Genomic DNA, 20,480 nt, shown 5'->3' with positions numbered 1-20,480 from the left:
TGATATTATCGCGAATTGACTACGATAAAGTCTTTGATAACTTGTGTGCTAATCAATACAGAATTAGCTCTGCTAAATCGTGCTATATTAATGCCTATGAAATGATTCTGCATATCAAATACAGGGCCTCCGCATTGTTCGGGGCGCAAGATCAGGTCGGTACTGTAAATATTCCTGAACCCATCATTACGCTGGCTGCTGCCACCGGCAAAATGGTAAGCCGGATGATCATGAAGCATTAATGGCGGATAAGTGAGCACGACGCTTTTCAATATGTTTTTTGAGCCTCTTTGCAGTTTAAGTTGCAGTGTGTCGCCTGGCCAATGAGCTTTCAATGAGTCATTCAGACCAGGGATTATATCCCCGGAGCGAATATCCAGCTGCGCCGCCGGTGAACCAGGGCGAACAAAATAAATTTTTTCAGGGCTGCTGCCATGTTGAGGTGTAGCGCCTAAAAAGCCAGCACTATTAATTTTTCTAAGGCCGATCGGGCCACCGCTAACTATACCTGTCACCACTGAGTCTATTACAGGTGCAAACAAGACCTCCCCAGGATCAGGGCTGATGATCTGCTTAATTTTTAGGCCCTTAAGCTTTTGCGCCGGACGGATCAGCACAAGGTCATGTTCTTTGTCCCGCGCTATTACTATGCCCGGTTTACCAAGAATAAAAACTGAATCGCCGACTATTGAACTCTTTGAAACTACGAACGATTGAATCACTGTCCCAAGCACTGTTTGCGCTTTACCATCTAACCGACTCGTGATCCTGATACAGGTACCGGTATAAGTTCCGGCTTTGGGCCAGGTAAACTCCAGAGTTCTATTATCTTTCTGGACGGCGTCTACCCGCTCAGGCCAGTTTCGATAAATAACCGGTTTCTGAAGCGCCGACCAATATTCCTGGTACAAATTTACTGGCACATCATAATTTTCCGATTCCGGGATTCCGATCGCACTGTGTAACCCTATGAGCTCTCCACTTAAATTAAAGAGAGGACCGCCTGAATCACCTGGTTCCATCAAAGCTGTTGACCGGATAAATCCGCGGCTATTCAATGGTTCGATAACCTTGCCAAGACGAATAGTGGGCTGTTCCTGGTCAAGGCTTTCAGGGTAGGCAATGCTAAGGCAGGGTTGATCCTTATGCAGATCAGCTAAACTCATCACTACTCCCGGATGGTTTGTGCCTTTCAAAATTCTCATGAGCGCTACGTCAGGACGTGTTTTGTCTTCAGACAATTCAATCTTTCCCAGCGCCTCCGCGATGGTTTCTTCACCGTTTGGAAAAAAGATTTTGTAGGTGCTGCCGGGCGTAATAACATGAGCGGCTGTAAGGATATAATTGCCTTTTACCACTACGCCACTGAACTGTGCACTGGTGCGTTGTTGTTGCAAAGTATCGAAACCCCATATACGGACACAGGCGGGCCTGACTTTGTCCACTGTTGATTTAAGATCCTGAGCAGCTGCATAACGGTTAATTATGAAACTACACAGGATCAGGAGAAAGCGTGACTGCATCTTAATTCTTAAAAAGTTCTGCCAGTTTCTTATTAAGATCTTCGCCGCGAAGATTGGTGCTAATGAGTTTGCCTTCACGATCTACCAGGAAGGTTGCAGGTATCGCTGAAACACCATAAAGACGGGCGACGCTGTTGCTGCTGCCATTCAGATCACTGACTTGCGCCCATCCCATGCCTTCCTGCTGCACAGCCTTCAGCCATTTGTCACGGCTGCTGTCCAGTGATACAGATAGGATCTCGAACCCTTTATCTTTATACATTTTATACTGGCTCAAGAGGTTTGGGATCTCCTGGCGGCAAGGTGAACACCAGCTGGCCCAGAAATCAACCAGCACGATCTTGCCTTTATAGCTGGCTAAAGAAACCGCTTTACCTGCCGGGTTTACTTGTGTGAAAACTGGTGCAGCCGCTCCAATTTTAAGGCGGTAATGCGCCTCTATAAGCTCCTTGATGGATTTGCCATTATCTGTTGCCCGGATTGCCGGGCTGAAGGTTTTGAATACCTGTTCGGCTATCGTAACAGTTTTATCATTAGCAGCGGTACCGAACAGCGCAACCGGTGCAAAGAAAGAATCCGGATGGGTTTTGGCGAATTCCAGGTTATTGGCTTGAAGATCAGCAACCATTTTATAGTGGTGGCGGGCCACCTGGTTGGTGAACGCGGTATCGTTCGCAAGTTCGGGTGCAGCAGCGATCTCGGCATTGGAAATATGGTCAATATCCCATGGCATCGGACCTACGGCTTTCACATAAGCCGAATATTCTTCATAGGTTTTAGAGCCGCTCATTCGCGCGTTTGCCAAAGAGTCCTTAGAGTCAATATTCAGCGTTTCGTTTGCAAAATTAAAATAGATAACATCCCCGCCATGAGTAGCGATTTCACGTCCAAGGCCTTTATGATCAAGTGCTAACCGTACTGAACTGTAGGGATTCATCTGACCGGTAAAGTGAAAAGTCCCGCTGGCCAATGTAGTCGAATCCTCATGACCTTTACCATCTGTCATAAAGCTTAAATAAACTTTTTTACCGTTGAGATTACCAATCTGCCCGTTAATAGTAAAGTGGGAAGTTTGTGCCGCAGCGTTCAATGCAGCCATGCTTAAAATAATGCTTAATAGTTTTTTCATACATTTTTTGTGAAATCTTTTTAATACATGATCTCCGAAAACGAAAAGAGCCCATCAGATGTAAAACTTTATTTCGCTATCTTGATTAACAGGAAGTCAATCTCCGCTTCTGTTCAATAAATTGACCAGGTGAATCCTATCAAGAACTGAAGAAGCCATGCGGTTTTCAAGCCATTCAGAGTCTCAGTAAAAACGCATAGCCTCGAGGCAGCCCGTGAAAACCTATTTTAGGACAAGACAGGGTAGAGTCGCTAAAATGTTTTTCCTTCTATTTCATTAGCATATTCAGGTGATTTATAAAATAACTTGAGATTTGTTCCACAATATGGGCAGAAAAAAATGTGTCTTATGACTATTTGCATAATGTCAAACTTCTGATAACCAAGTGTTATAAAATATCCCATATATATTCTGTTTTTTTTTCCAATTGGGTTGTGGTAAAAATTGTACTATTCTAATGTTAGGAGCGGTTGTTGATGGAACTTTAACATCAAATTCAAATTCTTCACAGCAGTACTTCATAATTACGGTTTTATTGATCTTAATAATAGTTGTTTAACAGCCTCGTTATTAATAAAATATTCTAATCCTTTTTGCCCCAGCTCTCCGAAGTCTTTCCGCTGTTCGAATGTCTCCAACTTCGAACGACTATGCTTGTAGTTTAAAACTACGGGTATATAATTATAACAACGGTAGCCACCAGACTCCCCCTGTTTCGGTTTTTGTTTCGGTTTTTATTTTATGACAATTCTTAATGTATTGATTGCTAAACAGATATAATTTTTCACTGTTTCACCTGTTGCGAACGCAACAGCTTTTAAAATCTTGATTCTAAATTATAGCTTCCTGTTTTTGTCAGTGGTCGGGATACTCTCGAAAAAGCGAACGCCGATTTCCCCATCTGCCTAAAACCCTTTCTTCCGGGTAATCCCCGGCTTCCTGCTTTTCTTATTTTCATTAACCTCACCAACGCCTTCGGCCCCGTAGCTCCGGGCCATTTTGGCAATGCGTTCTTCCATGGTTTCGGTGGTTAAACGTTCTCTCCCCAGGCTGTCAACCATAATGGGGAAAGCAAATGGGGTAGGGCGTTCAATTGTTTTCAGGATGATGGTTTGGGTGCCGATGCGCTGTAAGGCGGCTCTCAATCTAAACTCTTCCAACTGAAAAGCCAGGGCCTCATTATAGGCCTGCCTTACCAGCAGGTTATTTGGCTCGTATTCGCTAAATACCTCGAACAGCAGCGAGGTAGACGCCTGCAAATGCTTGTTCTTCACCTGCTGACCGGGGTAGCCTGTAAATACCAGTCCGCCGATATGGGCGATATCCCTGAAACGGCGACGGGCCATTTCGTTGGCGTTCAGGCTGTGCTGGATATCATCTATCAGGTTATCTATAGAGAAAAAACTGGCATCTTCCAGCACCCGCTCAATGGGTACGTCCTCATCGGTAAGCAGTTCGAAGCCATAATCATTCATGGCGATAGAGAAGCTGGCATTCTTGATCTTGCTGATGCGATAGGCCAGTAGTGATGCCATGCCCTCATGCACCAACCGCCCTTCAAAGGGGTAGAACAACAGGTGATGCCCTTGGCGCGACTTAAATGATTCGATCAAAAACTCATGGCTTTGCGGCAAATGCGATAGTTCCTGCTGTAATTTAAATAAAGGTTTAAGGGCTATCACTTCTATATCTTTCTCGATACCATGAGCCACCTCATCCAGCTTATCGCGGAATACAGCCGATAGTTGTGACGACAAAGGCATGCGGCCACCATTCCAACTCGGTATAAGCCCCTTGGTTGAGTTTGATTTTTTAACATAGGCGGTCATCTCCTTCACCCGGATAAACTCCAGGCTACGGCCTGCAAACCAAAAGGTACTGCCCGGTTTGAGCTTGGATACAAAGGATTCTTCGATAGTGCCTAAACTGCCACCGCTAAGCCATTTTACCCTGATACTTAATTCGCTGGTAATGGTGCCTATACTTAACCTGTGCCGCATAGCCACCCGGCGGCTGTTCACCTTATATAAGCCATCCTCAATCTCCACCTTTAAAAACTCATCGTATTGGGCCAGCGTTTTGCCGCCGCTGGTTATAAACTCCAAAAGCTCGCCAAATTCCTTGCTGGTAAGGTCGGCAAAGGCATAGGTGCCTTTTACTTCTTTAAACAGTTCGTCGGCCCTGAAACCATCCGATACCGCCAGCGTAACCATATACTGGATCAATACATCCATGGTAAGCAGCATGGGGTCGCGGCTTTCAAAAATACCTTTCTTGATGCCTTCCTTAAGGGCCGCACCTTCCAAAAGCTCCAGCGAGTGGGTGGGCACAAAATAGGCTCTTGATACTGCCCCGGGGCGGTGACCGCTTCGCCCGGCACGCTGCATAAACCGGGCAACACCCTTGGGGCTACCTACCTGCACTACGGTATCAACCGGCCTGAAATCAACCCCAAGATCCAGGCTCGAAGTGCATACTACTACTTTCAGCGCTTCGGCGTGCAGGGCCTGCTCCACCCAGTTGCGTAACTCGTTATCAAGCGAGCCGTGGTGCATGGCCATGATACCGGCATACTCCGGGTAATTATCTAAAATAGCATGGTACCAGATCTCTGATTGCGAACGGGTATTGGTAAATATCAGCGTGGTTTTACTGCGGGCCACTATCTCCATTACCTGCGGCAGCAATTTTAAGCCGATATGCCCCGCCCAGGAATAATTCTCTACGTTATCCGGGATGATGGATTTTATCTCCAGTTTCTTTTCCAGGTTGGCCCGTACCATTTTAATCTGCTCCGGAGGGAAATCGTTACCCAATAAAACTTCGGCCGCCTGTTCCAGGTTGCCAATGGTGGCACTTATACCCCAGATTTTGAGTTGGCGGTTTGCAGTTGGCAGTGGGCGGTTCTCAGTTAGCAGTGAGAAGTTGGCAGAGGGCAATTCTTGGTTTGCAGTCTTATCCAGAGATTCATTTTTATTCTTTTTTCTCGCTGCTGACTGAGAACTGTCCCCTGCCAACTCTTCACCTCCCATTGCCGGCTGCTCCCTGTTAACTGCTAACTGAGAACTGCCCACTGAAAACTGCCCACTGCCAGCAGAAGCAAGGGCCTTAAGCCGGGACAAACCCAGTTCCACCTGTACCCCTCGTTTAGTGCCTAACAGCTCATGCCACTCATCAATGACTACTACCTGCAGGTTGCTGAATATTTTTGGATATTCTTTTTGAGCCAGCATCAGGTGCAGGCTTTCGGGTGTGGTGAGCAGTACTTCTGGCAACTTTTTCTTGAGGGCTGCTTTTTCTGCAGCCGGGGTATCACCTGTTCGGGTCGCAATGCGCCAGGGTAATCCCATTTCGTCGCAGGCTTCCTGCATGGCTTTGCGGATATCGTTGGTTAAAGCCCGCAGCGGGGTTATCCACAGCATGAGTAAGCCGTTGTTTTTTTGCGTAGTATAAGTATCCGGGTGTTTATTAATAAAATCGGCCAGGAAGGGTAAAAACAAGGCATAGGTTTTACCGCTGCCGGTAGGCGCGTTCAGCAAACCCGAATAGCCGGCAAGATAGGTGTTCTCCATTTCCTGCTGAAACGGGAACTGATGCCAGTTTTTTCCCTTGTACCATTGCTGTATAACCTGCCGGCCTTTTCCTATCATCGTTTAATTAACAAAGGAATAACACTTTAGTTGGATAATCAAAAAATTAGCGTGCCGCAAGAGGTTATTTGTGTACGTGACCTGATTTACCCGCCATGGTTGTATTCATGGGCTCGATAAAATAGCAGGATGCGCGTTAGAGGTAGTATAATTTCGGCGGAGAAATTACACCTTGCATTTTACCTGATGATGGTTAAAGAGCCAGATAGGGTGCTTCGCCCGTGTTTGGGGTTGATGATGTAATAATACACGCCGCCGGGTACCTGCGTGCCGTTGTAAGTACCATCCCAGGGCACGGTGTAACCTGTTGATGCAAATAGTTTGGCTCCATAGCGGTTATAAACTTCAACCGTGCAGTTGGTGTAGGTATCAAGGTATTTAATATTCCATTGATCGTTAACGCCATCGCCATTGGGCGAAAACGCATTTGGCACTACCGGCCCCTGCAATACCGAAACGTTTACCTGCCCGCTTACCGAACATCCGGCGCTGTTGCTTACCGTTAGGGTGTAGGTAATATCCTGGAGTGGGGTAACCGTTGGGTTTAATACGGTTGCATCGTTCAGGTAAGTAGTCGGTGTCCAGGAATAAGTAAGGCCGTCGCCCTTCGCTGTTGCGGGGAGATTTGCACTTCCGCCGGCGAGTACGGTGATGTCTGGTCCAGCGGTAATAACCGGTATGGGATTAACCGTAATGGGTTGGCTTACCGTAACAGGGCAGCCATTTGTCGCATTATAAACGTAATTGATGGTAAAGGTACCTGCCCCGGCTGTGGCCGGATCAAACAATCCGGTATTGCTTACGCCGGTGCCGGTGTAAACACCTGTACCGGCTACCCCTGCAATTTCCTGCGCTGCCAGCTGCACGGTACCGCCATTAATGCACACGGCCGATGGCGCGGTGAAAGTTAACTCGGGCACAGCAAGCAAAGTAATAGTTTTATCCATGACAGATACGCAGCTGCCGCCCGAATAAGCTACCATACGTACCTGGTAATTTTGTGTGGCCGGGGTATGGAAGGCAGTGTAGGTATGGTAGTAAATTTTACCATAGGCCGGGCTTTGGTCTGTAACTACAGTGGTAGGGTTATTGCCATAATCATAATACCATTCTACTTTGGTAATGCTGCCAAAATCTACTGTTGATGTATTGGTAAATGTAACCTGTTGATCGCTGCAAAGCGTTGATGTGTTGGCTACAGTAAATGAGGCTACGGGAATTGATCCGTTTACGGTAAAGTTTTGGGTTAGGGTGGAGGTACAGCCGCTTGCCGATGTTACCGTAAGCGTAACCGGGTACACTGCTGCCTGTGTGTATTTATGCGATGGGTTTTTTAATGTGGATGTGTTGGGGTTGGCTGTTGTAGCGTTGGCATCGCCAAAGTTCCATAGATAGGTAAAGCCGCGGGCGGTATTGTCGGCAATGGTGCTGTTATCTGTAAAAGTTGCAGAGGCATCGGCCAGGCAAACATCGGGCATAGTGAATGCGGCAACAGGCGGGGGACTTATGGTAATGCTTTTTGTAGTGGTGGCCATGCATCCGCCGGAGTTGGTTATGGTAAGCTTTATACTATAGGTGCCGGCAGTGTTGTATAGGTGTTCAAATGCCGTGCTGCTGGTTTTTGTTTCGGTAGCCCCTTCGCCATAGTCCCAAAGTCGGCTGGTTATGGTTCCGGTGGTGGTTGTGGATTGATCTGTAATAGTAACCGCTTTGGTTAAACAATCCGGTGTGGAAAAGCCGAAGGCTGCAACCGGCAGGGCGCTGATAGTTATGGTTTTAGTTGCTACAGACGCTGTGCAGCCCGTATTGCCCGCCACGGTGAGTGTCGCTGTATAGGCACCGGTTTGCGAGTATGTATGGCTTGGGTTTTGCAGCGCCGAGGTTTGCCCGTCGCCAAAATTCCAGGCCCATGAGGTTATGGTTGATCCGTTGGTAACAGAAGCATCGGTAAATACGGTGGCGGTGCCCAGGCAGGTAGCGTTGGGTACGGTAAAAGCGGCTATAGGTGATGGCGTTACTACTAAAGTAAGGTTGTTGGATGCAACTACACAGCTGGCCGAAGTAATGTTACCAGTTGTAGCCGAAACCAGGCGGTACTTATAGGTGCCTGCCGTGGCGGGCGAGCTTATGGTAAACGTGGTTGCTGTACCGGCGGTCCCCAGGTCTGTCCAGGCACCATTAGTATACATTTGCAGTTTTTGTACATATCCGCTGGCCAGGGTGCTGGTGGCTTTAATAGTATAGCTTTGTGCCGAACCTGCGCATGTGGTAACTGTACCACTGGCCGACGCGGTAAAAACGGCCGAAACCGTTGATCCATACGGGCTAAAGGTAATATCATCTACCGCGAAATCATTACCCTGTGTGCCGCTGGCATTGCTAACCAATTTAATAATCACATCGCCTGTGCCCGCGGGTAAAGTAAAGTTAGCCGTATAATTATGCCATACGTTACCAGAGGGCACATCACCGGTTGGTACCCCGCTGCCCAGTTCTGTGACACCATCGGCCGCGTATATATGGAAAATCATATTGGGTAATATGCCTCCCGATGCCAATACATTCTTAATCCACACGCCAAACTGGTATTGTGTATTACCACACAAACCCGGCACGGTTCGGGTGTATACGGTACCGGCAGTCAGGTTGCCGTTTACCACCATCATATAGCCGTTGGTATTGCCGGTGGTTTCGTAATCATGGTCGTAACTGGTAACAAAACCTCCGTGAACCGTGGTGGTACTTTGATTGGTGATGGTATAATAATTTTCACCAATCTGGCCGCTGCCGCTGTAAACATAAGTGGTGGTGCCCGAGTCGGCAGATAACGCACCAGCACGGGAGGCCGTGCCCGATCCAAAAGTTATTTTAACAACCGGATCGCCCAGGCTTTGCGCCTGCGCGCTGTTACCTAAAAATAGCGCAAGTAAAAAATATACAACAAAGACAAGGGATTTTTCGGGCTTTAAGGCAACCAACATTTATAAGCATCATTAATTATGGTGGATTAACGCGCCAACGCGCGCCGCCGCTTAACCAACATGCGCAGGTAAGCAGCTCTTGAGGCTTAAAGATGTTTTAACAATTGCACATTCAAAGGTAGGTATCGATTAATGGGGCAATTGAATCGGTAAATGATTCGCTATGAAAGTGCTGTTGGATTGTTAAGCATTACGGCGGCTTGGGTTTTACCGGTTTTCCAGCCAGTCTAAAAAAGCTGTTGCCTTGTCTTTTCCTATTAGTAACTGATCAGGACTGGGTATAACCAGCCTGATTAATAATTTACGTGCAAAATAATGTTCTACTTCTTTTACCGCGTTGAAGTTGATGAGGTATTGCCTGCTTAATCTGAAAAATTGACTGGCTGATAAAAGTTTGTGTACTTCATCTAAAGATTGTGATATGGGATACTCCTGGAGGTCAAATGTGGTGATGGTAGGTGTTTCGTTCCGGATATAAAAAAAAGCGATATTCTCTGTTGCAATAGTAAAATACTTGTTGTTCTTAAATACCAGGAAACTCTTTTTATCCTGTTTATTATCAAGCCGGTTGAGCAAGGCTTCAATTTCAGGCAGATCATTCTTGGGGCCCTGGAAAAAGCTCTGTAACTTACTTACCTTATCAAAAGCCTGCAAAATGTTTTCCTTTAAAAATGGTTTAAGTATATAGTCTATACCATTTGCTTTGAAGGCGTCTATGGCGTAATCGTCATAAGCGGTACAAAATATTATGGGCGATTCAATTTTCACCTCTTTAAATATCTCAAAGCATAAACCATCTGCCAGCTGGATATCCATAAAGATCAGATCGGGCCTGGCATTGGTATTAAGGAAGCTGATGGCTGTGGCCACACTTTGTATCGAGGCTATTATTTGCGCGCCCGGTTGTACCGCAACAATAAGCCGGGCAAGTGCTTTCGCGGTTTTAACCTCGTCTTCAATGATGAGTATAGTCATATATTACAGGTAAATAAACCTTAAAGGATGTACCATCGGTAACTACATCTACTTTTTTATGCAAAAGGTGCAGGTAACGCTGGTTAATATTTTCTAACCCTACCCCGGTAGATGATTCCGGCGTTTTTTTGAGTTGCAATTGATTTGTTATCACCAGCATTTCTCCTTCAGAATACAAGGCAATGTTTAAAGGCTGCTCCAACGAAACTACATTATGTTTAATACAATTTTCAACCAGTAACTGTAACGTAAATGGTGGTATGTATGATGATAGATGTTGGTTGCTAATTTTAAAAGTAATTTGGATGCCATCTTCAAAACGGGCCTTTAGTAAATACAGGTAGGCATTTAGTATGTCTAATTCTTCGGATAGTGGAATGATATCCATTTTTCTGCTTTCTAATGAAAAGCGATAAAAATCAGCCAATTTAACTATAAAATCGGCTACATGCTCATCTCCAATATCCACCATTGACTTCAGTGTTGTAAGACTATTAAACAAAAAATGGGGATTTACCTGCTGTTTCAACAATTCGTACTGCGCCCCAAGATTGTCTGTTTTAATCCTATCCATTTCAAAGCCCATTAACTGCGCGCTATAACTTTGGTATAGCAAATACAGAAACATGTAGATGGTTAAGTTGATTAGTATCCCCCTAAACTCATACATCAACGTCATGGATTGAAAATGGTAATAAGGGAATAGCGCCTGGTGAACAGCAACAAGTATCAGCATCAGCATAATGCCTAAAAACAAACTGCTACTTAGCCGGCGGTTAAAAAAACGCGTAGTAATTTGCTGGTTAGAAAATTTGGGCAGGCTGTAAATGTTAAAATACCAAACAAACAACGAAAATAAAAAAGCGATGGATGCATCTACAACCAGCTCAATTCCCCGGATGTGTAACTGAAGTATTTTGGGTATCGATGCCAAGATCCCCATGAACAGCGAGCTGAACCAGATGATGCGGGCCGATACCCTGAATACTTTTTTGTTATTAGTTTTAACGTACCCGGTAAAAATCATGGCATTACAGATGGTTGCTGCTCAAATATATACTTAATTCTATCTTGCTGATGAAGTGTATCCGGGTTTGCAACCAAATCTTTACCTTCAAATTTTTTATAGCTGATTACGGTATGGCTGACTATAGCCGTAGTTTTTACAAGTTCCACACTACTCAGGTCGCCGGGAATTTTAGCGCCAAACCAATGGTCATCGTCCTGTTGTTTCCAGGTAACTAATGCAAATACTTCGCCCGCCGGATGGTTTTTTAAGCCGGCTATTGCATTTTTTAAACCAAGCTCATTGGCATACAGGGTTGACATGGTACCCCGTTTTTTATTGATTGACGACGACATCACTTTTAAGCCTAAGGCTTCAAAGTGAAATGATGGGGGAAGCGAGGCTTTTTTGTTGATCAGACCGGCACTGTTAGTTTTATGACCGCAGGCAGATGATAACATAGTCAATCCTGCTAATAATATATATATTGATCTTTTCATGATTATTGGTGTTTAAGGGGTTGGGTAAATACAAAATCCTCATCGGCCAAAGGTTTATGGCAGCTTACACATTCGCGGGCAAACATCACATCGGTACCATAAGGCACCAGTTTAGGGGTTTTAAATCGGGCGAAACCCCAGCCCTTGGTTGTTTTATATTTTTGATCGTCTTTAATCATGTATTCTATCTGCTTAAAAGCGCCGGTATGCACCTCCCCGTCTTTATCGGCAAGCTGGTCCCAGGCTACTTTGGCAAATATGGTTCCGTTTGGCCATGGATTAATATGGTTTTCTTTAATGGCTTTAGTAGCCACATCATTACCAAATATCACCCGCATGGTACCATTATCAAAACGCTCGGTTGTACTTATAGGCTGCCAGTTTTTGTAATCGGGAATGTAGGTAACGCCGTTAAGCGCGGTGGGCAGTTTACCCGCAGCAACTTTTCCTTTTTGCCAGTGCTGGTATTGTTTATCCAAAGCATTTATTTTTGCGGTATCCGCGGGTTTATTTACAACCATATCTGCCATGTACTTTTTTAACACGGCAAGATCATTAGCCGACACCTTTGCCGATGAATGTACCAGCACATAATCTTTAACCGGCATTGCGCCTGCCGAGATCTGGTTAACAGCCTCCCATAGTTTCGCTTTCTGATCGGCAGGGGCAAGGTTTTTCCATGTAGAAAAATTAAGACCCGCCCGGCCATCCTTAACATGCTGCGCCACCTGCCAGTAAATGGGGGCTACTTTATCATACCATCGCAGGTTTGTTTGGTTGGAGTGGCAATCATAACAGGCACGTATAATAATGGCTTTAACGTCGGCAGGAGCTTCAAAGTCGCCAGTTGCCGGTGAGTTTTTAATTTCGGGATGAATAAATTGGATCCCGGAAAAAGCGATAATTAAAACAATAGCCAGTATGAAATAATTTCGCTTGCTGGTTTGGTTTACTAACTTCCTCATTGTAAAATACTTTTATACAAAAGAAGCATGAATACAGCGGATAGCAAAGCGCTTTTATGTTCAATACGGCAAAATAACAGGGCAAACCGGCATTGCGGAGGTTGATGGTGGGGATTGCCTCTTGTATAGGAAATTCTTTCCCCACAAAAAAGCCTTGCATAGTTTATGCAAGGCTTGTAGTAATATGGTTAGCAGGTTAGTTTATGACATTTTTAGTTTTTTCTGAATATCAGCAACGTAACCTTTAAATTTCTTGTCGGTGTCGATAAGGTCTTCAACAGTTTGGCAGGCATAGATCACGGTAGAGTGGTCGCGGCCGCCAAAGAAATGGCCTATTGATTTTAATGAACTTTTGGTATGGGCCTTTGCAAGGTACATTGAAATTTGGCGGGCCTGCACAATTTCGCGTTTGCGGGTTTGTGATTTCACCATTTCAATAGGTACTTCAAAGTATTCGCAAACCAGGCTTTGTATGTACTCCATCGAAATTTCTTTTGATGAGTTCTTCACAAAGTTTTTCAACATTTGTTTAGCAAGGTTCAGGTCTATCTCCTTACGGTTAAGGGTTGATTGTGCCAGTAATGATACCATAGCACCTTCCAGCTCACGTACATTGTTATCAATGTTATGGGCTACATATTCAATAACATCGTTTGATAGTTCAATACCATCCTGGTAGATTTTGTTCTTGAGGATAGCCATACGGGTTTCCAGATCAGGGATCTGTAAATCGGCGGATAGGCCCCATTTAAATCTTGATAATAGTCTTTCTTCTAAACCGGCCAGGTCTTTAGGGGCTTTGTCTGATGTAATGATCAGCTGTTTGCCGCTTTGATGCAGGTGGTTAAATATGTGGAAGAAGAAATCCTGTGTTTTTTCTTTACCGGCAAAGTTGTGCACATCATCCATGATGAGTACATCGATGGCCTGGTAAAAATTCACAAAATCGTTAATGTTGTTATGTTTCAGCGCGTCAACAAATTGTTGAGTAAATTTCTCGCATGATACATAAAGTACCAATTTATCGGGTAGCGAACGTTTGATCTCGTTACCGATGGCCTGGGCAAGGTGAGTTTTACCTAAACCTACACCACCATAGATCATTAAAGGGTTAAATGAAGTGCCACCCGGTTTTGCGGCTACAGCATAGCCTGCAGAACGGGCCAAACGGTTACAGTCACCTTCAACAAAGTTTTCGAAGGTGTAGTTCCTGTTCAGTTGCGGATCTACATTTAATTTTTTCAAGCCGGGAATCACAAAAGGATTTTTAATATCCTTATTGATTGAAATAGGTATCGGCATTGACTGATACTTTGACTCGGCGCCATTTCCGTTCGAGGGCATATTAGTTGTATAGGGTTTGCTTGATGATGATTGCTCAACAACAATATTATATTCCAAACGTCCTTCGTCCCCTAATTGTTTTTTTATTGTTTTGCGCAGCAAGCCTACGTAGTGCTCCTCAAGCCATTCGTAAAAAAACAAACTTGGTACTTGTATGGTTAAAACACTTCCCTCCATCCTTAAGGCTTTTATCGGCTCAAACCAGGTTTTGAAGCTCTGTGCCGGTATGTTGTCCTTTATGATCTGAAGACAGCTATTCCAAACGTTAGTACAAGTTTTTTCCATGTATATATAAGTAATTATTTGATTTCCAACCCCTCAGCCAACATCTTTTGGGACTGCTACGGAACATCGAATATTGCCAAAAAAAGCTTATAAAAAAATTAAATTTTCACTTTTTTAACATTTCTCAAGTTATCAACAAAAGTTGTTTTTAAATATAAAATTTGTATATAAGGCTTTATTTTGTATTGAGAAACGCAATTGTATAAATTTTTAATTAATTTTTTTTCTTTTTCTTTCAGAGCAAAAAACGGTAAAAAAGTGGCTTTTTTTTGACGTTGTTATACGCCAAAATTGAGGCAATTGTTGAGCCATATTAGCCGTTTGTACTAAACTAAAAACTAAAGCGCTGGAACAGTGCCGAATACAATTAAAATCTGATATTTATTAAATGTGGCAAGCTATCTGCACAATTTCAAAAGCCACGGCACGATATCAATATTCTCCAAAAACGCTGCGTAGTGTATCTGCGATCTCTCCTAAGGTAGCGTAGTTTTCAACCGAAGATACTATAAAGGGCATCAAATTTTCGGTGCCCGAAGCAGCCATCTTCAATAGTTGCAGATTATCTTTAACAGCGTTGTTGTTTCTTTTGTTTTTAAGTTTTGTGATTTTTTCCATCTGCATTTTGCGGATGGAGTCATCAACCCTGAACACGTTGCGGGGAGCATCTTCCTGCTGGACGAATTTGTTTACGCCAACCAAAACTTTCTCGCCGTTTTCGATGTCAATTTGGTACTGGTAGGCAGATGCAGCTATTTCCTGCTGTATATAGTCTTGTTCAATAGCTTTCACTGCGCCGCCCATGGCGTCTATCTTATCTATATACAATTGTGCGGCGGCTTCAACCTCGTTGGTGAGCGATTCTATAAAATAAGAACCAGCCAGCGGATCCACGGTATCGGTAACGCCGCTTTCAAAAGCGATGATCTGCTGGGTACGCAGGGCTATTTTTGCAGCAGCTTCGGTAGGTAATGACAAAGCTTCGTCATAACCATTGGTATGTAGTGATTGTGTGCCGCCCAATACAGCTGCCAGCGCCTGGTTGCTTACACGTATAATATTATTTAGTGGTTGCTGGGCGGTTAAGGTGGAGCCACCGGTTTGGGTATGGAAACGGAGTTTTTGCGCCCCTGCATCAGTAGCGCCCAACTCCTTGGTTATATGCGCCCACATTCGCCTTGCGGCCCTGAATTTGGCTATCTCCTCAAAAAAATTATTATGGCAGTTGAAAAAGAAAGAGAGGCGTTTGGCAAATACATTTATATCAAGCCCTTTATCCAGGGCTGCTTTTAAATAGGCTTTGCCATTGGCTAAGGTAAAGGCCAGCTCCTGCACGGCCGTTGAGCCGGCCTCGCGGATATGGTATCCCGATATGGATATGGTGTTCCATTTGGGCACCTCTTTACTGCAATATTCAAACACATCGGTAATGAGCCGCATGGATGGGGTAGGCGGGTATATATATGTACCGCGCGCGGCATACTCCTTTAATATATCGTTTTGTACTGTTCCCGAGATCTGGTGCAGATCGGCCCCTTGCTTTTTGGCGAGAGCAATATACATGGCCAGCAATATAGGCGCGGTGGCGTTAATGGTCATGCTGGTGGTAATATCCTTGAGTTGGATACCATCAAACAGAATCTCGATATCTTCTAACGAATCAATGGCTACGCCTACTTTGCCAACTTCGCCCTCTGATAGTTCATGGTCGCTGTCGTAACCAATTTGTGTGGGAAGATCAAAGGCGACAGATAAGCCGGTTGTGCCCTGGCTTAATAAATAATGGTAACGTTTGTTTGATTCTTCGGCTGTTGAAAATCCGGCGTACTGGCGCATGGTCCAGGCTTTACCCCGGTACATGTCTTTCTGGATGCCTCGTGTAAATGGGAACTCGCCGGGGAGTTCATCCATTTGCGATGGCCCGGTGTATACTTCCTTAATTTCGATACCAGATGTGGTGCTGAATTTTTTAGCCATTGCGTTTAAAATAATTCTTCCAGATCCTGCCTAACCAGGTTGACGGCTATCTCGTACGGATCATCTTCCAGCTGACTTAAATGGATGAGCACGGTTTTGCTCAACTCCATGCCGGTTGAATTTTCGGGCATGGCCTTTACCGCATTGTTTACCAGGCTCAGGGTATCTTCTTTAACACGTTTTAGTACAGCCCAAACCCTGCTGCTCACGTATATTTGTTGCGTAACATTATGCTGAAATTCGTTACGGATCTCGTTTACCACGATGATATGCAATTCGGCTGCCGATAAGCCGCCAACGTTGAGGCGGATAAGCATATTAGCAGGGTTAATACGCTCAATAAATAATACAACCCGCTCATACGCCTGCAAGCGTAGAGGCAATGTTTGTGTACTAACACTGCGTTTGAGCTCCAATATTTGTAACTGGCTTTGTTTATCCAGGTAAGGTTTAAACAGGTAAAAAGCTATCCATACTACACCGGCCCCGGCAATGGTGAATTTTAAAATATCAAGTAAATAAAGAGGTGTTAGCATGGTTTTTTAAAATGTTAAGCTGAGGTCATAAAATACCCGTGGATGTAAAAATCCACATTTTACCTTATATTTGTGTAGTTAAATAAAAATAAGATGAGCACTGCTGTTGAAATTGCACCGGTATCCTTTACAGAGGGAGCCGTTAAAGAACTTTTTAAATTGAAGGATCAGCAAGAGATAGGCGAAGACTTTGGCCTGCGTGTAGGTGTTGAAGGTGGTGGCTGCTCTGGCATGAACTACATTTTAGGTTTCGATCAGAAAAAGGATGGGGACCAGGAATTTATCATTGATGGCATTAAAGTATTTATGCATAAAGCACATGGCATGTACCTGATGGGGATGCAGATTAATTTCCAGGATGGTTTAAACGCCCGTGGGTTTACCTTTAATAATCCTAACGCTGCCAGTACCTGTGGTTGCGGAACTTCGTTTTCGGTATAAATAAATAAAATCAGGATATAAGAACCGTGTGCATCAGGCATGCGGTTTTTATATCATATAATATCTCCACAGTTTAGCTATGGTATTTGCTGCTCATAGCCTGTATGCCTTCCTCTTTCTTAGTTAGTTTCTTATTTCGGGTGCTTATCGTTGTGATGCGCTTTTTACTGTGGCTGCATTTCATAAATGTATTTGCCGTTATAAATCATAGGCAAAAGATGCTTCAAAACGGAGTTATACAATAATTGCACAGTTACTATACAATTACTGGTAAGGTAAGTTTCCAAACAATTTTGCTGTTATTTGTTACATTTACTATACGCATTAATAGTTTAAGCAAGGCTATCAATGCAACCAATTATTTGTTAAATGAAACAAAATATATCCTTAGTATTATCGGGTGGCGGGGCCAGGGGCATAGCTCATATTGGTGTAATTGAAGAATTGGAGCGACAGGGATTTAATATAATTTCGGTTGCCGGTACATCAATGGGGGCTGTTGTTGGCGGTGTATATGCTTTAGGGCAAATGGAAGCCTATAAAAGCTGGCTTTACACACTTGATAAACTAAAAGTGTTCGGTCTTATTGATTTTAGTTTTAGTGCACAGGGGATGGTTAAGGGGGATAAGCTTTTTAATACCATAAAAGCGTTTATCAATGATGCCAATATTGAAGATCTTAGCATACCGTATGCAGCCGTAGCGGCCGATATCATTAATAAAAAAGAAGTGGTTTTTACGGAGGGAAGTATTTATGATGCCATCAGGGCGTCAATTGCCATTCCTACTGTTTTTACGCCGGTAAAGTATGCAGATGGTTTATTGGTTGATGGGGGTATTATCAACAATCTGCCTATTGAACATGTAAAAAGGCAGCCGGGAGATATATTAGTGGCCGTAAATGTAAACGCGATGATTCCTGTTGATAAGCCGGTGGTATGCCAAAATGTGATGGAAGTAAAACATTCCCTTTACCGCCAAAAAATAAAAGATTTTTATCGTCAGCTTTACACGGTGAAGCCACCCAATCACGAAGAAAAGCTGGGCTATTTTAACGTGATCAATAAAACCTTAAATTTAATGACCTATCATACCACGAAGCTTGCCCTTGAAAAATATTCACCCAATATCCTGGTCAATATATCGCATGAGTATTGTAGTACCTATGATTTTTATAAGGCCGAGGAGATGGTTGAAGCTGGCAGGTACGCAGCCAAAAATGCCATCGACGCATATAAAGAAGGCCTTGATTAAAATTTAAAACCCCGGCTTACCTTGGCAAACCGGGGTTGTTTCAGCCTCGCTGATGTTTTTATTACTGATTGGTTAGCAGGTTTATATAGCTGTATCCGTGCGTAAAAAGCCCAGAATCAATGCAATAATAGCAATAACCAATAGTACGTGGATTAAGCCACCTACTGAATAAACAAATGCGCCTACTGCCCATCCTATAATGAGGATAACGGCAACGATATACAAAATTGATCTCATGGTAGATATTTTAAAGTGTTAGTAAATGATTGTTAAGAACTGATTCGATTAATCAATTGCAATTTAAATACCAATTACATTTTTTACTTTGAAGTGTAGTATAACCTGTCGCGGAGAGGTGAATTTTGTACTCAAAATAAGTTATATAGCTTAGTATTCTATACAACTTTAAGGGATAAGCCGCTATATGATACCCAATTAAGGGGGAGACGTAATTTTATTGACCTTTCTTTACAATTTTATATATTTAGGCTGATAAACCTATAATACCCATTATGTCATTCCAGGGATATTTAAATACGATAAAAGCAAAAACGGGCAAAGGCCCGGCAGATTTCAGGGCACTTGCCGAAGAAAAAGGCATCACCCAAAATGGCGAATTAAAAGCAGCTGTAAAAGCAGGTGATATTGTAAAATGGCTTAAAGAAGATTTTGAACTGGGACATGGGCATGCCATGGCCATTTATGCCCTGCTCAAAGGAATCAAGAACGAGGATAGCGAATAATTGGCGGGACGTGAATTGTCGTCCCGCCAATTATTCATCCATATCCGGGCCGGGCTTTCAGCTTTATGCCTTCTGCTTTAGGCTTTATCTCAGCTTTTGTTTCATATCAAAATGCTCCACCGTTTTGATGCCTGTGGGCCATTCATTAAAGGCAGAATACATCACATATTTGTTCTCCTTGTCCAATCCTGGAATGGTATTGCCAATCACTTTCCTTATTCCTTCGTTTTCCTTTTTTAGGGCCGTGGTGTCCTTTAGCTTGATATTGGTAAGATAATATATCATCGGGAAATCACCCTCGGGGGTAGCTTGGTTAAATATTCTTATGATCTCCAGGTGGGTGGGGGCGCCCTTTATCGTCATAGGAATATGGTATTTACCTGATACCTCATTTAAAACCGTGCTGTAGAAGCCGCTCATTTCGGTTTCAGCGTCATATTTCCATATGGTGCTTGGACGGGTACAATTAATGGCCGATGCGGCAGTATTAAGCGCATTTACCAGGTAGCCTTTAGCATAGCTTGCTTTGGCAGCGGCATAAAGCTGCGGTGCGTTTTGGCCATTTTTGGCGTAGGCGCTTTGATCAAGCTGGTTAAGTTTCCACCCATAATCAAACTTGCAATAAATTGCCGTGATCATGTACTGATTGGCAATATTTTTAGGCACAAAACAGGCTATGTACATTTCTTTAACGCCGCCGGGGCAATACAATTTATAATTGTTACTACCCTTTAAATTAGCGTTAATGGTATCGCCATGTATGTAGTGGTTTACGATGTAATATTCATCAAGCAGGGAGTACTCGCCTTCTTTAAAGCGGTTGCTTGCCAGCTCTACCTGTCGTTTCCGGTAGGGAGCGGCAATAAAATCCTGCGACATGATAAACTCCAGCTGTATTTCATCATTAGTTTTTAGTGCGGCAAATAACTTTTTATTTAAATCGTGAAAACGAGTTTGATCTCCGGAGCTTATTTTGTCATTTTTATAAATTCCCGGGCCGGGTGGCGCGCAGCTTTGTAAAGTAAAAACAGTAAACAAAAAGATGGATATCCTTGTGAAGGGCTTAGTGTATTTCATTATAAATTGCAATAGGTTATTGTTACGATGATACAGATTTATTAGCTACTTAGCAAAATTTACTGTAGCATTTTCATTACCGTAGCCGTAATAT

At 43.7% G+C, this 20,480-nt stretch carries 16 protein-coding genes; 3 read left to right on the top strand and 13 right to left on the bottom strand.

The window, feature by feature from the left end; genetic code table 11:
* Nucleotides 1-5 precede the first annotated feature (5 nt).
* From AC1D0K_RS27110 to AC1D0K_RS27060, 11 genes are all read right to left on the bottom strand, one after another.
* Complete coding sequence (locus AC1D0K_RS27110; RefSeq protein WP_477397517.1) at nt 6-1,523, bottom strand: trypsin-like peptidase domain-containing protein; 1,518 nt, start codon at nt 1,521-1,523, stop codon at nt 6-8.
* Between the two features lies 1 nt (nt 1,524).
* Nucleotides 1,525-2,652 (bottom strand): redoxin domain-containing protein, encoded by a 1,128-nt coding sequence (locus tag AC1D0K_RS27105; RefSeq protein WP_477397515.1) that lies wholly within the window; start codon nt 2,650-2,652, stop codon nt 1,525-1,527.
* A gap of 905 nt (nt 2,653-3,557) precedes the next feature.
* Nucleotides 3,558-6,302 carry a ligase-associated DNA damage response DEXH box helicase gene (locus tag AC1D0K_RS27100; RefSeq protein WP_477397513.1) on the bottom strand — a complete coding sequence of 915 codons (2,745 nt, stop codon included), beginning with the start codon at nt 6,300-6,302 and terminating at the stop codon, nt 3,558-3,560.
* Nucleotides 6,303-6,481: 179 nt separating this feature from the next.
* Nucleotides 6,482-9,283: a PKD domain-containing protein gene (locus AC1D0K_RS27095; RefSeq protein ID WP_477397511.1), complete on the bottom strand. Its 2,802-nt coding sequence runs from the start codon at nt 9,281-9,283 to the stop codon at nt 6,482-6,484.
* 207 nt (nt 9,284-9,490) lie between these two features.
* On the bottom strand, nt 9,491-10,258 hold the full coding sequence (locus tag AC1D0K_RS27090; protein ID WP_477397509.1) for a LytR/AlgR family response regulator transcription factor: 768 nt from the start codon (nt 10,256-10,258) through the stop codon (nt 9,491-9,493).
* Nucleotides 10,239-11,285, bottom strand: a complete 1,047-nt coding sequence (locus AC1D0K_RS27085) for a sensor histidine kinase (protein ID WP_477397507.1) — start codon at nt 11,283-11,285, stop codon at nt 10,239-10,241. Before AC1D0K_RS27085 ends, AC1D0K_RS27090 begins: the two co-directional genes overlap by 20 nt.
* Complete coding sequence (locus AC1D0K_RS27080) at nt 11,282-11,764, bottom strand: hypothetical protein (RefSeq protein WP_477397505.1); 483 nt, start codon at nt 11,762-11,764, stop codon at nt 11,282-11,284. The genes AC1D0K_RS27085 and AC1D0K_RS27080 overlap by 4 nt, the downstream gene beginning before the upstream one ends.
* A 2-nt stretch (nt 11,765-11,766) precedes the next feature.
* Nucleotides 11,767-12,729, bottom strand: coding sequence for a heme-binding domain-containing protein (locus AC1D0K_RS27075; protein ID WP_477397503.1), 963 nt, complete (start codon nt 12,727-12,729; stop codon nt 11,767-11,769).
* Nucleotides 12,730-12,930: 201 nt separating this feature from the next.
* On the bottom strand, nt 12,931-14,358 hold the full coding sequence (gene dnaA / locus AC1D0K_RS27070; RefSeq protein ID WP_091150538.1) for a chromosomal replication initiator protein DnaA: 1,428 nt from the start codon (nt 14,356-14,358) through the stop codon (nt 12,931-12,933).
* A 432-nt stretch (nt 14,359-14,790) separates the two neighbouring features.
* Nucleotides 14,791-16,335 carry an acyl-CoA mutase large subunit family protein gene (locus AC1D0K_RS27065; RefSeq protein ID WP_477397501.1) on the bottom strand — a complete coding sequence of 515 codons (1,545 nt, stop codon included), beginning with the start codon at nt 16,333-16,335 and terminating at the stop codon, nt 14,791-14,793.
* Nucleotides 16,336-16,340: 5 nt separating this feature from the next.
* Nucleotides 16,341-16,871 carry a DUF7935 family protein gene (locus tag AC1D0K_RS27060; protein WP_295715998.1) on the bottom strand — a complete coding sequence of 177 codons (531 nt, stop codon included), beginning with the start codon at nt 16,869-16,871 and terminating at the stop codon, nt 16,341-16,343.
* A 93-nt stretch (nt 16,872-16,964) separates the two neighbouring features.
* Between AC1D0K_RS27060 and AC1D0K_RS27055 the strand changes: the two genes are divergently transcribed.
* Nucleotides 16,965-17,312 carry a HesB/IscA family protein gene (locus tag AC1D0K_RS27055; RefSeq protein WP_295715999.1) on the top strand — a complete coding sequence of 116 codons (348 nt, stop codon included), beginning with the start codon at nt 16,965-16,967 and terminating at the stop codon, nt 17,310-17,312.
* Between the two features lie 369 nt (nt 17,313-17,681).
* Complete coding sequence (locus tag AC1D0K_RS27050; RefSeq protein WP_477397498.1) at nt 17,682-18,566, top strand: patatin-like phospholipase family protein; 885 nt, start codon at nt 17,682-17,684, stop codon at nt 18,564-18,566.
* 81 nt (nt 18,567-18,647) lie between these two features.
* Here AC1D0K_RS27050 and AC1D0K_RS27045 read toward each other — a convergent pair whose 3' ends face one another.
* Nucleotides 18,648-18,803, bottom strand: coding sequence for a lmo0937 family membrane protein (locus tag AC1D0K_RS27045; RefSeq protein ID WP_295716004.1), 156 nt, complete (start codon nt 18,801-18,803; stop codon nt 18,648-18,650).
* A gap of 275 nt (nt 18,804-19,078) precedes the next feature.
* On the opposite strand from AC1D0K_RS27045, the gene AC1D0K_RS27040 reads away from it, so the two are divergent.
* Nucleotides 19,079-19,309 carry a DUF4287 domain-containing protein gene (locus AC1D0K_RS27040; RefSeq protein ID WP_477399688.1) on the top strand — a complete coding sequence of 77 codons (231 nt, stop codon included), beginning with the start codon at nt 19,079-19,081 and terminating at the stop codon, nt 19,307-19,309.
* Nucleotides 19,310-19,393: 84 nt separating this feature from the next.
* On the opposite strand, the gene AC1D0K_RS27035 is transcribed toward AC1D0K_RS27040, so the two are convergent.
* Entirely contained in the window at nt 19,394-20,386 is a 993-nt protein-coding gene (locus AC1D0K_RS27035; RefSeq protein ID WP_477399690.1) for a hypothetical protein, read from the bottom strand.
* Nucleotides 20,387-20,480 lie beyond the last annotated feature (94 nt).

The organism is Mucilaginibacter sp. P1_A3, from assembly GCF_056406855.1.
The sequence above is the reverse complement of the archived record's forward strand: the minus strand, read 5'-3'. Positions and strand labels throughout refer to the sequence as shown.